The 13107-nt window shown below is 42.3% G+C and carries 10 protein-coding genes and 1 pseudogene; 8 read left to right on the forward strand and 3 right to left on the reverse strand.

Translation table 11 applies throughout. The annotated features are described in order from the left end of the window. Nucleotides 1-64 precede the first annotated feature (64 nt). From apcB to ACFE90_RS00695, 5 genes and pseudogenes are all read left to right on the forward strand, one after another. Nucleotides 65-553, forward strand: coding sequence for an allophycocyanin subunit beta (gene apcB, locus ACFE90_RS00675; RefSeq protein WP_375496807.1), 489 nt, complete (start codon nt 65-67; stop codon nt 551-553). A 222-nt stretch (nt 554-775) separates the two neighbouring features. After that, complete coding sequence (locus tag ACFE90_RS00680) at nt 776-982, forward strand: phycobilisome linker polypeptide (RefSeq protein WP_109007263.1); 207 nt, start codon at nt 776-778, stop codon at nt 980-982. Between the two features lie 402 nt (nt 983-1384). Continuing rightward, entirely contained in the window at nt 1385-2587 is a 1203-nt protein-coding gene (locus ACFE90_RS00685) for an FtsW/RodA/SpoVE family cell cycle protein (protein ID WP_375496809.1), read from the forward strand. 36 nt (nt 2588-2623) lie between these two features. After that, nucleotides 2624-3469 (forward strand): annotated as a pseudogene (locus ACFE90_RS00690) (class I SAM-dependent methyltransferase). A 461-nt stretch (nt 3470-3930) separates the two neighbouring features. Further along, complete coding sequence (locus ACFE90_RS00695) at nt 3931-8148, forward strand: DUF4347 domain-containing protein (protein ID WP_375496811.1); 4218 nt, start codon at nt 3931-3933, stop codon at nt 8146-8148. A 172-nt stretch (nt 8149-8320) separates the two neighbouring features. Here ACFE90_RS00695 and ACFE90_RS00700 read toward each other — a convergent pair whose 3' ends face one another. Together ACFE90_RS00700 and rpiA are read right to left on the reverse strand one after the other, a co-directional pair. Then, nucleotides 8321-8482: a hypothetical protein gene (locus ACFE90_RS00700; protein WP_375496813.1), complete on the reverse strand. Its 162-nt coding sequence runs from the start codon at nt 8480-8482 to the stop codon at nt 8321-8323. Nucleotides 8483-8505: 23 nt separating this feature from the next. After that, complete coding sequence (rpiA, locus tag ACFE90_RS00705) at nt 8506-9216, reverse strand: ribose-5-phosphate isomerase RpiA (RefSeq protein ID WP_375496815.1); 711 nt, start codon at nt 9214-9216, stop codon at nt 8506-8508. Nucleotides 9217-9407: 191 nt separating this feature from the next. Here rpiA and ACFE90_RS00710 point away from each other — a divergent pair, with 191 nt between their 5' ends. Both ACFE90_RS00710 and ACFE90_RS00715 read left to right on the forward strand, forming a co-directional pair. After that, a complete protein-coding gene (locus ACFE90_RS00710) occupies nt 9408-9887 on the forward strand; it encodes a hypothetical protein (RefSeq protein WP_375496817.1) in 480 nt (159 codons plus the stop codon). A 153-nt stretch (nt 9888-10040) separates the two neighbouring features. After that, nucleotides 10041-10721 (forward strand): S-layer homology domain-containing protein, encoded by a 681-nt coding sequence (locus ACFE90_RS00715; protein ID WP_375496857.1) that lies wholly within the window; start codon nt 10041-10043, stop codon nt 10719-10721. A gap of 30 nt (nt 10722-10751) precedes the next feature. Here the strand turns inward: ACFE90_RS00715 and ACFE90_RS00720 are convergent, their stop codons facing one another. Next, nucleotides 10752-12002 carry a hypothetical protein gene (locus ACFE90_RS00720; RefSeq protein ID WP_375496819.1) on the reverse strand — a complete coding sequence of 417 codons (1251 nt, stop codon included), beginning with the start codon at nt 12000-12002 and terminating at the stop codon, nt 10752-10754. Nucleotides 12003-12430: 428 nt separating this feature from the next. Between ACFE90_RS00720 and ACFE90_RS00725 the strand changes: the two genes are divergently transcribed. Next, nucleotides 12431-13051 (forward strand): CP12 domain-containing protein, encoded by a 621-nt coding sequence (locus ACFE90_RS00725; protein ID WP_375496859.1) that lies wholly within the window; start codon nt 12431-12433, stop codon nt 13049-13051. Nucleotides 13052-13107 lie beyond the last annotated feature (56 nt).

A 13107-nucleotide genomic window follows, 5' to 3' on the forward strand; every position in this document is an offset into this window, starting at 1 on the left:
GTGATGCTGTTTCTCTGCCGAAACACAAGTATTGCAATACGGTTGGAAATAAGGAATTAACAACATGGCTCAAGACGCAATTACTGCTGTAATTAACTCCGCAGACGTTCAAGGTAAATACCTAGACGCTTCTGCTTTACAAAAGCTAAAAGGCTATTTCTCTACTGGCGAACTGCGAGTACGTGCTGCTAGCACCATCAGCGCTAACGCTGCTGCGATCGTTAAAGAAGCTGTAGCAAAATCTTTGCTATACTCTGACATCACTCGTCCCGGTGGCAACATGTACACCACCCGCCGCTATGCTGCTTGCATCCGTGATTTGGACTACTACCTCCGCTATGCCACCTACGCTATGTTAGCTGGCGATCCTTCCATTTTGGATGAGCGTGTATTAAATGGCTTGAAGGAAACCTACAACTCTTTAGGAGTTCCCGTCGGTGCTACCGTGCAAGCTATCCAAGCAATCAAGGAAGTAACCGCTAGTTTGGTTGGTTCTGATGCTGGTAAGGAAATGGGTGTTTACTTAGACTATATCTCTTCTGGCTTAAGCTAAAAATTAGTTTGCGCTTAAGAATTTAGGTGCGACTTTATTAAGGTCTGGAAATCAGCCGTGAGTGCTAGAACGTTATATTGCTTATCTTGGTAAATTATCACTGATGAGTGTTAGTGGTCTAGTATTGATGTTTGATTTCCAGCCTTTGAATGATTAAAAGATTTGCACTCAAGATTTTGAGATAAAAAAGTTTTCACAAATTTTACAGGAGATTTTCAAAACATGGCCCGTTTCTTTAAAATTACTGCTCTAGTTCCCAGCCAAACCAGAATTCGTACCCAACGCGAACTCCAAAATACTTACTTCACTAAGCTAGTTCCCTATGAGAATTGGTTCCGCGAACAGCAACGCATTCAAAAAGCGGGTGGCACAATCATCAAGGTTGAACTAGCAACTGGTAAGCAAGGCGCTAATACTGGCTTGATTTAATTGCTGTAGATAAAACATTATTTTAGAGAATTGGTAAGAGGTCAAAAAAGACCTCTTTTTTGTGGCTAGGATTTTTGAAAATCAAAATCGATGCGCTCGATGATTATAATAGCAAACGCGCGAGCGCAGAAATTCATGCTAATCCTAATACAATGTAGCAATACCTACTGTGGTCACGTAGCTCTGTCGTACCCCTACGGCGATCTTGCTACAACAACACGCAGCGTCTTGTAGAGAAGTGTGGACTTTGCCAACGCAATTTGTCAAAAATATTGAATTAGCGATGTACTGAAGTTAACAACTCTAAAATTTATGGTTGTAAAGCCTACTTATGAGTTATAAGTTATGATTTATGAGTTTTATTTCTAACTTCTAATTTCTAACTTTTTACCTGTACTGCTCGTGAATCTACGCCGCCTGATTCCAATTTTTGATAGTTCAGTCTCCAACTGGGCATTAGAAGCGCGGCTGTTGCGCTGGTTAACGTTGATTTGGCTGTTCGTCGGCTTGATCATGCTATTTTCAGCATCCTATCCTGTCGCTGATGCCCGTCATGAAGATGGGTTGTACTACTTTAAGCGTCAACTGCTTTGGGTCTTAGTTTCCTTAATCGGATTCAATATTATTGTTAATTTGCCATTGCAGAAAATTTTAGGAGTATCCCATTGGTTTTTATTACTGTTTTTGACGTTAATTTTCATTACACTGATCCCAGGATTGGGAAAAAAGGCTTTTGACGCAGCGCGTTGGATTGCGATCGGGCCTATTCCGATTCAACCTTCAGAATTAATTAAACCTTTTTTGGTGCTGCAAAGTGCGCGGCTTTTTGGTCAATGGGAACGAATCAGTTGGCGGGTTCGTTTGGCTTGGTTGGGTATTTTCGGTCTAGTACTTTTAGGAATTCTTGCTCAACCTAACTTGAGTACAACAGCACTTTGCGGAATGACTATTTGGCTAATTGCTTTAGCATCTGGCTTACCTTACAAGTATCTGGGAGGAACAGCAATTGGTGGAGTGATGTTGGCAGTCCTCAGTATTAGTATTAAAGAGTATCAGCGTAAGCGGGTGATGTCATTCCTCAATCCGTGGGCGGATGCTACAGGAGATGGCTACCAGTTGGTGCAAAGTCTACTAGCTGTGGGTTCTGGTAAAACTTGGGGAGCTGGATTTGGGCTTTCTCAACAAAAACTATTTTATTTACCCATTCAGGACACCGATTTTATTTTTGCAGTGTTCGCAGAAGAGTTTGGCTTTATTGGCAGTATGGTGTTGTTAGTACTTTTAGCTACATTTGCCACTCTTGGATTAATTGTGGCGCTGAAGGCTAAAAATATAGTACATCGATTGGTAGCGATCGGCGTGACGATTTTGATGGTAGGACAATCATTGCTTCATATTGGTGTTGCTACAGGCTCTCTACCTACTACTGGCTTACCTTTGCCCATGTTTAGTTATGGTGGTAATTCCATGATTGCTAGCTTAATAGCTGCTGGGTTGCTGATTCGGGTAGCACGCGAGAGTAGCGAAGCTGAGGTAGTACCGTTGCAAAAACCCTTGTTGGAAAATGGCCGCAGACGCCGGAGTTTTCATAACAATAGGAATTGAGCTAACAAAAGCGGCGTTGCAGGAACTAAATAGATTATGGAAGACCAAAAACAAACAATAATCAGCTACTCTAGCAGAGACCTTGAACAGCGCAAAAATTGGTATTCTCTGGCAGCAGAAGCTTATAATAAGGCAAGACCGCGCTATCCTCAGGATTTGATTCACCAAGTTGTGGAAGTTGCTCAACTCTCCACTGACTCAAAAATTCTGGAAGTGGGATGTGGGCCTGGAACTGCAACGGTAAGTATCGCTCAATTGGGTTGCTCTATAATCTGCTTAGAACCCAATCCAGATTTTTTCCAGCTTGCTCAACAAAATTGTCAACCGTATTCCAATGTAGAGATTCAGAACACGTCTTTTGAAGAGTGGGAACTCAAGCCATTTGAATTTGATGCCGTTTTAGCAGCGAGTTCTTTTCATTGGATATTACCAGAAGTTGGATATCCAAAAGCAGCAAATGCGCTAAAAGAGAATGGCTACCTGATTTTATTATGGAACAAGGAACTTTAACCCAGCTATGAAGTGTATCAAAGTTTCTCGCAAATCTATCAATTACACACTCCATCTATTGACCGATATGAAGACCAAAAAACACAAGAATATATCTTGAGACAATTAGGAAATATGGCCATTGATTCGGGTCATTTCAAAGACTTGATATCTGGACAAGTTATATCAGAAGTAGCCTATACTGTCGAGGAATATTTAACACTTTTGAATACCTACTCGCCATACATAAAATTAGATCCAGAAAATAAAGAGTCTTTATTTTTGGGATTGAGACATTGCATAGAAGATAATTTTGGAGGCAGTCTTCAACTTTCATATATCTCTGCTTTTCACATTGCTCAAAAAGTAAACTCAGAGGTGAGGGAGTCTTAAATAGATTATTGTTAGGTGGCAGATTAGATGCAATTAAGTTAAATATTGTGTAATAAATTTGTAAGTTATTCATTACATATTATGCTGATATTGCTTTGAAAATCTTGAAAGCCTTACTCTACAATAAATATACAAATTTTTTACTAAAATTTTAGGGTTTTGGCAATAATTTGGGCTTTTAACTTTTATTTTTAAGCCAATTTTTGATGTTTAACTAATACAGCAGAATTCAAAATACAGAATTCAGAAGTAAAACACGTTTTATACCTGGGGTAATAGACGAATCGTTGTGTACCTACCAACTTTAAATCTGCTGTAATTTTGCATAAAAAATACTGAAAAAGCAGATATATTAAAAAATCCAAAAAGCAACAACTTCAGTTTGAAGCTTAAGTATATACCTACCAAAATGAGATGCACTCGTTTGAGTTTGCCTCATTACCTTAGTTAGAAGTAAAAAAATGGCAACACTACATACCTCACACTTCCAAGTAAATCCTACAACTTCCACCTCCTATGTTCATAGTTTAGTCTTCATCGACATGGCGGTTGAAGACTATAGCGATTTGGTCAATGGCGTGCTTGATAATGCCCAAGTCTTCGTAGTTGACTCGACACAGGACGGTGTTGAACAAATTACAGAAATTCTAGCGAGTTGCAATCGTCCAAATTTAACTAATATTTATATTGTGTGCCACGGTGCCCCAGGTTGCTTGCAATTGGGCAACACCCATTTAGGACTGGATACCCTCGACGAATACAGTCAGCAACTGCAACTATGGCAAAATCTATTTTCAACCTCTGCCAAAAGTAATAACCTTTGGAACTTACTCATCTATGGTTGCAATGTGGCTTTGGGTGATGCGGGGACAGAATTTATAGACAAACTGCACCAACTCACCAAAGCAAATATTGCTGCTTCTCGTCAGCGAATCGGTAATGCAGGATTAGGCGGCAACTGGGAGTTAGAAGTCCGCACGGCTGATATGGAAGTGAGTTTAATTTTTCCAGAAACGACGCGTCAAGCTTACACAGGGGTACTGGCGACGTTCACGGTGAATAATACTGGTGACACAGATGATGGCGATCGCAATAACGGCATTACGACACTCCGGGAGGCAATTAACTTAGCCAATGCTACTGCTGGGGATGATACGATCGCTTTCGGGGGAATATTCAAAGATACCACCCCAGATACCATCACGCTCACCTCTGGGCAACTGACGATTACCGATGATCTAAGCATCTTGGGGACTGGGACATCTAAGCTTACTGTGAGTGGAAAGAATGCCTCTACAGTATTCGAGATATCAGGACTAGGGACAGGTGTCAATATTAATGGACTGGCGATCGCTAGCGGCAGTATTAAGGTTAATAGAACTTCCATCCTCAACTTAGCAAAAATCAGTGTGTCTGGTAATACAGCAGGAAGTGGCATCTCTAATAGCGGCATCCTCAGTCTTGCTAACACCAGCGTCTTTGGCAATAAGCAAGGCGGTATCTATAACGGTGGTACTCTCAGCCTAACTAACAGCAGTGTTTATGGCAATACTGCCGGAGGCGGCATTTTTAATGACGCTTCCTCTGGTAAAACTGGTATTCTCAGCCTAACCAATAGCAGTGTCTCTGGCAATACTGCAAACTCCGGTGGTGGCATCTATAATCAAGGCGGTAATCTCAGGCTGACTAATAGCACTGTCTCTGGCAATACTGCAACCTCCGGCGGTGGCATTTTTAACGGAAATGATGATGGTTATAGTTCCGGATCAGCTACTCTAACTAATAGCACCATCTCTGGCAATACAGCGTTAAATGATGGCGGTGGGATATACAATGGCTTTGCTTACGTGAGTGGCAATAGTCTGACCCTAATCAACAGCACAATTAATAACAACACAGCCGACTCAGATGCTGATGGTACAGGCGATGGCGGAGGTGTTTTTAGTTTTTCTGGTGAGAGCAAGGTTAGTAACACCATCATTGCAGGCAACTCGGACAAGTCCACCTCCGGTGATATACACCCCGACGTGAGTGGTGGACTGATTGACTCCGGCAATAACCTGATTGGCAATAATACTGGTAGCACTGCCTTTACCACCAGCACCCTCATCGGCACAAGTGCTAGCCCCATTGACCCCAAACTCGGACTACTGCAAAATAACGGTGGTGCAACCTTTACCCAAGCGTTACTTGCGAATAGCCCCGCTATTGATGCTGGCAATAATTCTTTAGTTCCTATTGGTGTCATCACTGACCAACGCGGCACTCGATTTAACCGGATATTCAACGGTGTTGTTGATATTGGTGCTTACGAAGTCCAATCCCCAATCACCCCGCCACCTGTTAATACTGGCACATTTGTAGTGACTAATACCAACGATTCTGGATCGGGGTCATTGCGGCAGGCTATCCTCAATGCTAATGCAACCGTTGGGGCAGATACAATTACCTTTGCAGGCGTGTTCACCGATGCCACCCCAGATATCATCACCCTGACCTCTGGCAAATTAACCATTACTAATGATATTACTATTTTGGGGACTGGGGCATCTAACCTGATTGTGAGTGGGAATAATTCATCAGGCGTGTTCGAGATATCAGGTTCTGGGACAGATGCCAGCATTGATGGTTTGAAGATTGCTAATGCTAATGACCCCTTAGGTAGTATTTTGCTCAATAGCAATACCAGCCTCAGCCTGACTAACAGCACTGTCTCTGGCAATAGAGGGGAGGTAGGCGGCATATTTAACAGAGGCACTCTCAAGCTGACAGGAAGCACTGTCTCTGGCAATAGCGGGTCTTCCTTAGGCGGCGGCATTTTTAATAAAGGCAACCTGAGCCTAACTAACAGCACTGTCTCAAGCAATTATGCAAATGTCGGTTTCAACACAGCCTATGGCGGCGGCATATTCAACACAGGCAAACTCAGTATAAATAACAGCACTGTCTCTAATAATGGTGCGTTCGCCAGTGGTCTGAATCGGGGAGGCCCTGACCCCTACCCATCTTACGGCGGCGGCATTTATAACTCAGGGACTGTTGATATCACTAGCAGCACTGTCTCTGGTAATGGTGCGGCAGACGCCGGTGGCATTTATAACTCAGGTACTTTTAGCCTGATTAACAGCACTGTCTCTGATAATACTGTATATTACACTGGCGGCGGCATCTTGAATAGCGGCACTCTCACCCTCGCCAATGACACCATTACCAATAACACAGCAGAGGGCTTTGGCTATGACGGTGTTAGTGGCAACGGTGGGGGTGTCGTCAGTAATGGCGGTAATGTTATCGTTGGCGATACCATCATTGCAGGCAATTCCTACATAGCCTTTCCTGATGATTCCGGTTATTCCCGCGACGTTTCCGGCAACTTCACCGACGCTGGTAATAACCTAATTGGTGACAACACTGCTAGTACCGGCTTTACTACTAGCACCCTCGTTGGCACCAGAACCAACCCCATTGATCCAAGACTCAGCCCCCTGCAAAATAATGGTGGTACAACCTTTACTAATGCCTTACTTGGGGATAGTCCTGCCATTAATGCAGGCAATAATACTCTCATTCCAACAGGTATCACAACTGATCAACGGGGTGATGGATTTAACAGAATATCTCAGAATACAGTTGATATTGGTGCATTAGAGTTTAACGGTCTAAATGGAACCAATGGCGCTGATAATTTAGTAGGTAAGAACCAGAATGACATAATTAACGCTCAAGCCGGGAACGATACCATCACAGGTAATCAAGGCAACGATATCCTAACTGGTGGCGGCGGCAAAGATACATTTGTTTACAACTTAGGTGACGGTGTTGATACCATTACCGATTTCGGTGGGCTAGGTAAAGGCTCAAATCCATCAGCAGCAATCATTGCCGAAGTGGATACCCTCAAATTTCAAGGTGCTGGATTGACAGCCCGAAATCTACTACTCACCCAGAATAGTAACAATCTGGAAGTTACCTTTGAAGGGGTGGCTGATGATAAAGTTATCCTGCAAAATTTTCCCCTGGAAAACCTAGAGAACGTATCCGCAGTAGGCAATATCCTGTTTAATGGGCAAACCAGCATTAGTGAAAGTTTTGATGTCTTCGATGCCAACTCCACCCAAAACGCTATCTTCAACAAGAACACAGTCACCTTTGTTAATGACCTGAACAACAATGTTAATGGGTTTGACAACTCAGCAGATGTGATTAATGGTCAAGGAGGGGATGACCGCATCGACGGCAAGAGTGGTAACGACCTGCTACGCGGTGGCGCTGGTAAGGATACCCTGATTGGTGGTGCTGGTAATGATACCCTGCTTGGTGGTGATGGTAATAATAGCCTCATTGGAGGTGCTGGTAATGACATCCTCATTGGTGGTGGTTTTAGTGATACCCTGACTGGCGGTAGCGGTAATGACCAGTTCATCTACCAAATCATTGACAATGGTGATACAATCACTGACTTTAATAAAAGCCAGGATAAATTAATCCTTACTGACTTGTTTAAGAGTCAAGGCTACAGTGGCAGCAATCCCATCTCAGATGGTTATCTACAGTTTGTGCAATCGGGTACTTCTACACAAGTTCAGTTTGCCTACTATAGTAACAGTTTTTATACCTTTACAACTTTGAATAATTTCACAGCTACAAATCTGGTAGTTGGTACTAACGTCATCGTCTAGCGCTGAACTCTAGTCTGTAGGGACTGTCTTAAGATTGAACCTCACACGACTCTGGGAGTTTTTCCAACTATAAAAAGCTGGATGGGGAAATTGATGATAGAGTCTGACGCCAAAGTACCGGCTAACGCTTCGCTATCGGGTTCTATGAGTACCCTTAAGGAAATTCGGGAGTTTACCCGAAGCCTACACCGTACTGCCTAGCAGTCGGTGTAGGTACTTCACTAATTATTGGGCAAGATAGGGCAAAACTGCGATCGCACATTGGGGCGATGAAGAATATTAATTTTGGGTTACTGTAGCGAAAGAAGTTTCGGATTTTAGATTTTACAGACATCTAAAATCCAAAATATATAACTCTTACAGTTGGCGCACTAATGGCTGACCATCTTTGACTTCACCAATCAAAACTAAATCGACACAGTTAACGAAAATACCATTTTCCAGAACACCGGGAATGTTATTCAATGTCTTTTCTAGGTTGACTGGATCTTCAATAGAGTCAAATCTGACATCTAAAACAAAATTGCCTTGATCGGTAATCACTGGCCCAGCTTTTTTTACACCCATGCGGAGTTCTGGTTTGCCACCGAGTTTTTTGATGGCATTAGTCACAGGAGTAATTGCCATTGGAATCACTTCCACAGGCACAGCGAAACTAGAACCCAAGTGGTCTACTAACTTACCACTATCTACCACAACGATAAACTGTTCTGCCAGGTAGTCCACGACTTTTTCGCGGGTATGTGCTGCACCACCGCCTTTAATCAAGTTCTTCTGCGGATCGACTTCATCTGCGCCATCAATGGCAATATCGATGTGGTCAATAGCATCTAAAGTGGCAAGAGGTACACCGTATTGCTTCGCCAGTACTTCTGACTGAAATGATGTAGGTATACCAATGATATCTTGAAGTTCACCAGACTTGAGGCGATCGCCCAAAAACTGAATCGTATATGCTGTTGTTGACCCCGTACCCAACCCCACAATAGAACCCGACTTTACTAAGGCGGCGGCGGCTTTCCCAACTTCTTGCTTCATCAACTTTACGGGATCTGCTGCTGCGGTCATTGCCAAAACTCCTGAAAAACTGACTATAGTCCATAGTAGTGGGCAGATTACCTCAAAAGATGAAAGGTAAAAAACAAGTTTTTGCTAATTTCTACTTCCTTGATTAGGGAATTCTAAAAAATAAAATATCTTAGTGTCCGGAACAAAGGAGATGACTAATGTAGAATAATGTATATTACTATACGAAAACAATGAAAAAGCCTCAGTATACTGATTATACTTTTGAGCAGTTTTTCGCTAATATTGACCCGAAAGTAGCAAATACCTTCACGGTGGAGCAATTAGAAGCGATAAAAAGGGGTTTGGCCTCTCGTGCTAAGACACGTCATTCTTTAGACATAAGAGTTTCAGTACCAATTCCCGGATTAAGGTTTTATCTGGTGTTGCTAGCAGGTTCAGAACGTCGCTCTAAAGTGCGTTTACGCTCTGAAAGAGGTTTATATCCTTTTTGGACTCCTGGCAATATCTTATTCCTCATAGGATTTCTAATCATTCTATCGATTTGTAGCTACACTATATTTTCTTCTGCATTGTTTTCACTTACTCCCACATCTAGCTCCTATTACCCTACTTCAATTCCTTGGATTGACGATAAATCAGAATGTGAACACACTGGTAGAGTCTGGAATCATGAGAAGTGCTGGGATTTTGAACAAAGTCCTAATTTTTAAAATTTATAGCCACACCCTACCTAGCTAAAGCAACATTGCCCAGCCTAAATTCGTCACTAGCTGAGTTACAGGTTATTAAAAACACCAAATTTTGCGTTAGCCTCAGTAACGTACTTTTTTAAATTCATTTACCAGCTAAAAGTGGTTATCATGATGCGTCAGCTTTCAATTACTCTATCTTTAATTGCATTACTACAAAATTTACCAGCAATTGCTCAGACCCCAGTACCAGAAAGTACTTCAGGAGTCCCATCTGATGCCATTCAACAGGTAACTGCGATCAAATGGATGACAACCTTTTCTGATGGCAAGTTTTATCCAGAAAAGTTACTCAGTAGGGCCGAATTAGCATCAATTATGGTAAAAGCATTTGGGCTAAATAAGAGACAAGCTGTTAGCAAAGAAAATTTAGCTATTCCAGATGTTCCTCGTTCTCATTGGGCATTTAATGATATACAGACAGTCTTAAAAACTGACATCATGAAAGGCTATCGGGGCAATGAATTCTTCCCTAACCAAAAGGTGACAAAGGCTGAAGCTCTTGCTATTTTCGCCCAGGCTTACGGTGTATTTCAGTTTCCCGATGAGGCTGTGAATGATATTCTGGCTTCATATCCAGATGAAAACTCTATCCCAACTTGGGCTAGAAAAGCGATCGCTACAGTAGCTACTGAAGGATTTCTTAATACAGATGCTCAAGGCAATATTTCCCCATTAAAACCTGTAACCCGTGGTGATATGGCTAATATATTGAGTAAATATTTACAACGGCAACAGCAACAACCCGAAACACCGGAAGTTCCGATTATTCCAAATAGCCCACAAACACCTTAGCTAGACTTTATCGAGCCAAGGTGCTTAAAATCACCTTTGATCTGAACCTCTATACCTGTCTCGAATCTGGCGAAGATACAAGGAATTAGACTGTGTTGGTTGCTGCAACACATAAGTAGATTGTGGTGGTTGCGTCGGTTGCTGCAACCCATAATTCCCATAAGTAGATTGTGGTGGTTGCGTCGGTTGCTGCAACCCATAATTCCCATATCCTACAGGATTTGCGGGGGTGACAACGCCTTGATTTGGAATCTGACTAGAGTAAGGTGCAATATTACTTGGTACTGCATACGTGCCTGGGGGCGTTACTGGTGCTACATTAGGCGCTACCTGACCGTTATTTAAATTGTTGTAGGGACTTTGCGGTAAGTTTGTACCCGTTGATGTATAACCTGTACCAGTATTTAACCCATTATTAGGTAATACCTGACCGTTATTTAAATTACTGTAGGGATTTTGCTGCAAGTTCGTACCCGTTGACGTGTAGCCTGTCCCAGTAGTTGACCCAGCACTTGGTAGAGAATTTTGACTGGGTAAGCTGTTAATGGGTGGCATCAACGTTGTTCCTGGCTCAGAGGCTCGACCCAAGCCATTTGTCTGAGTTGCAGTCCCATTGAAGCTAGAATATTGCTGGTTTGTCGATTGGTTGAGTGCTGCTTGCACAGGGCTGGTGGAGACAGAATTTTGATTCTTGTTGGTTTGATTCGTGAATCCAATACTCAGACTAGAAGATGTTTCCCTTTCTGTTGGTTGAGACGCCGTAGTTAAAGGCTTAAGGCCTAAAAACTGGTTATTATTATCAACCGTCCCAGTCCGCAATAAATTTTCTGTTTGTACAACAAAAGGATTTTTCACGCTTAGGGAGGTGTCGGCATTAACGTCTAAACCAGGATTTAATTTGGTATCGTTAGCAGAGTTTTGTTTATTAATTACATCCTCTAAAGAGTTTTTGCTATTTTTTGCCTCAGTATTTTCCTTTGGGTTATTTGGCGTTACTGAAGCAGTTGCTTGGTCAAAGTCATTAAATAAAACTGGCAAATTATCAATATCTGCTGCAATGGCTCTGTTTTCTTCTGACAGCGAGGAATCAGCAGGCTCTTGTGAGGCGACTTGACTTTTTTGCTTATAAACGAAAATATCTGGGTTTGACCAGTATTCCCAAGTTACTAAACCGACTACAGATAAAAAAATTGCAGTGCCCCAAAAACCAGGTCGCCCTAGATTCCATAACCTGGCTTTGAGATAGCGTAAGTAGGCGGGAGGATAATGACGATTTGGCATGGGATTGATAATTGAAATTTACTCGAAATCAGTAAAACTTGACGGAAGCTGAAGGCTTTGCTGTTTAATGCTTTTGCTTTCCTCAACAGGAATATCTCAACTGAAGTTGGATAGTAATTTTATCCTAACTTCTCCATCAGTTATTAGTCAGTACCAATAGACGTGTAATAGTCAAAAATTTACTTTTTAACAGTTGGAGTCCTTTGACGAGATTTTCTAGAAAGTTATGGCAATTTATGCTTATTTTTGGGTATCGGTCACATTGGATAACATCAGGTGTTGACAACTAGTCTAATTTATTGTTGTAGCTGGACAAAAGTTCAACTTTTTTATTTTCTAGTTAGCAAACTAAACTGTGTACTGCAATGCTTCGATACGCCTCTGAAGGCACTGGGCTGCACCGTACTATTAACCAGGAGACTACAGCAATGATGAAAGCTGAAGATATCATGACCAAAGATGTAGTTACCATTCGCGGTTCGGCGACTGTTGCTGAAGCAGTGGGGCTGATGAAGGAAAAAAAATTGCGGGCGCTGGTTGTGGATCATCGCCATAACAATGATGCTTATGGCATTGTCACAGAAACGGATATTGTTTATAAGGTAACAGCCTACGGTAAAGACCCAAAGCAAGTGCGGGTTTACGAAATTATGAGCAAGCCTTGCATTGTGGTCAATCCTGATTTGGGTGTGGAATATGTAGCACGGTTATTTGCTAACACTGGTATTCATCGAGCGCCTGTGATTCAAGGCAAACTGTTGGGTATCATTTCGATTACCGACATTTTGACCAAAAGCGACTTTGTGGAAGCGCCAAAAGCCCCATTGCTGGAGGAGAGAATTCAAAAAGCCATTGAGCAGTCTCGGGCTATTTGCACCGAACAAGGTGCTTATTCTAAAGCCTGTGCAGCCGCCTGGGATGAAGTAGAAGAACTTCAAGCAGAAGCCGCTCATCAGAAAGCTGAGGGTATGGTATCAGCCAAAGTCTCTTTTGAAGAATATTGTAAGGAAAACCCAAATGCACCAGAATGTCGAAATTATCATCCGTAATTGAAGTGTGGGGATGAAGAGGAAGGGGGCATTGGGAATTGGAAAGAGGCAGGGGG

It is taken from the genome of uncultured Nostoc sp., from assembly GCF_964245445.1.
In the GTDB taxonomy this organism is placed as follows: domain Bacteria; phylum Cyanobacteriota; class Cyanobacteriia; order Cyanobacteriales; family Nostocaceae; genus Nostoc.

Coding starts and splice junctions, on each gene's coding strand:
- ACFE90_RS00715 (WP_375496857.1), top strand. CDS start 10,041: ATGCGTCAGCTTTCAATTACTCTATCTTTAATTGCATTACTACAAAAT.
- ACFE90_RS00710 (WP_375496817.1), top strand. CDS start 9,408: ATGAAAAAGCCTCAGTATACTGATTATACTTTTGAGCAGTTTTTCGCT.
- apcB (WP_375496807.1), top strand. CDS start 65: ATGGCTCAAGACGCAATTACTGCTGTAATTAACTCCGCAGACGTTCAA.
- rpiA (WP_375496815.1), bottom strand. CDS start 9,216: ATGACCGCAGCAGCAGATCCCGTAAAGTTGATGAAGCAAGAAGTTGGG.
- ACFE90_RS00725 (WP_375496859.1), top strand. CDS start 12,431: ATGATGAAAGCTGAAGATATCATGACCAAAGATGTAGTTACCATTCGC.
- ACFE90_RS00700 (WP_375496813.1), bottom strand. CDS start 8,482: ATGTCTGTAAAATCTAAAATCCGAAACTTCTTTCGCTACAGTAACCCA.
- ACFE90_RS00720 (WP_375496819.1), bottom strand. CDS start 12,002: ATGCCAAATCGTCATTATCCTCCCGCCTACTTACGCTATCTCAAAGCC.
- ACFE90_RS00680 (WP_109007263.1), top strand. CDS start 776: ATGGCCCGTTTCTTTAAAATTACTGCTCTAGTTCCCAGCCAAACCAGA.
- ACFE90_RS00695 (WP_375496811.1), top strand. CDS start 3,931: ATGGCAACACTACATACCTCACACTTCCAAGTAAATCCTACAACTTCC.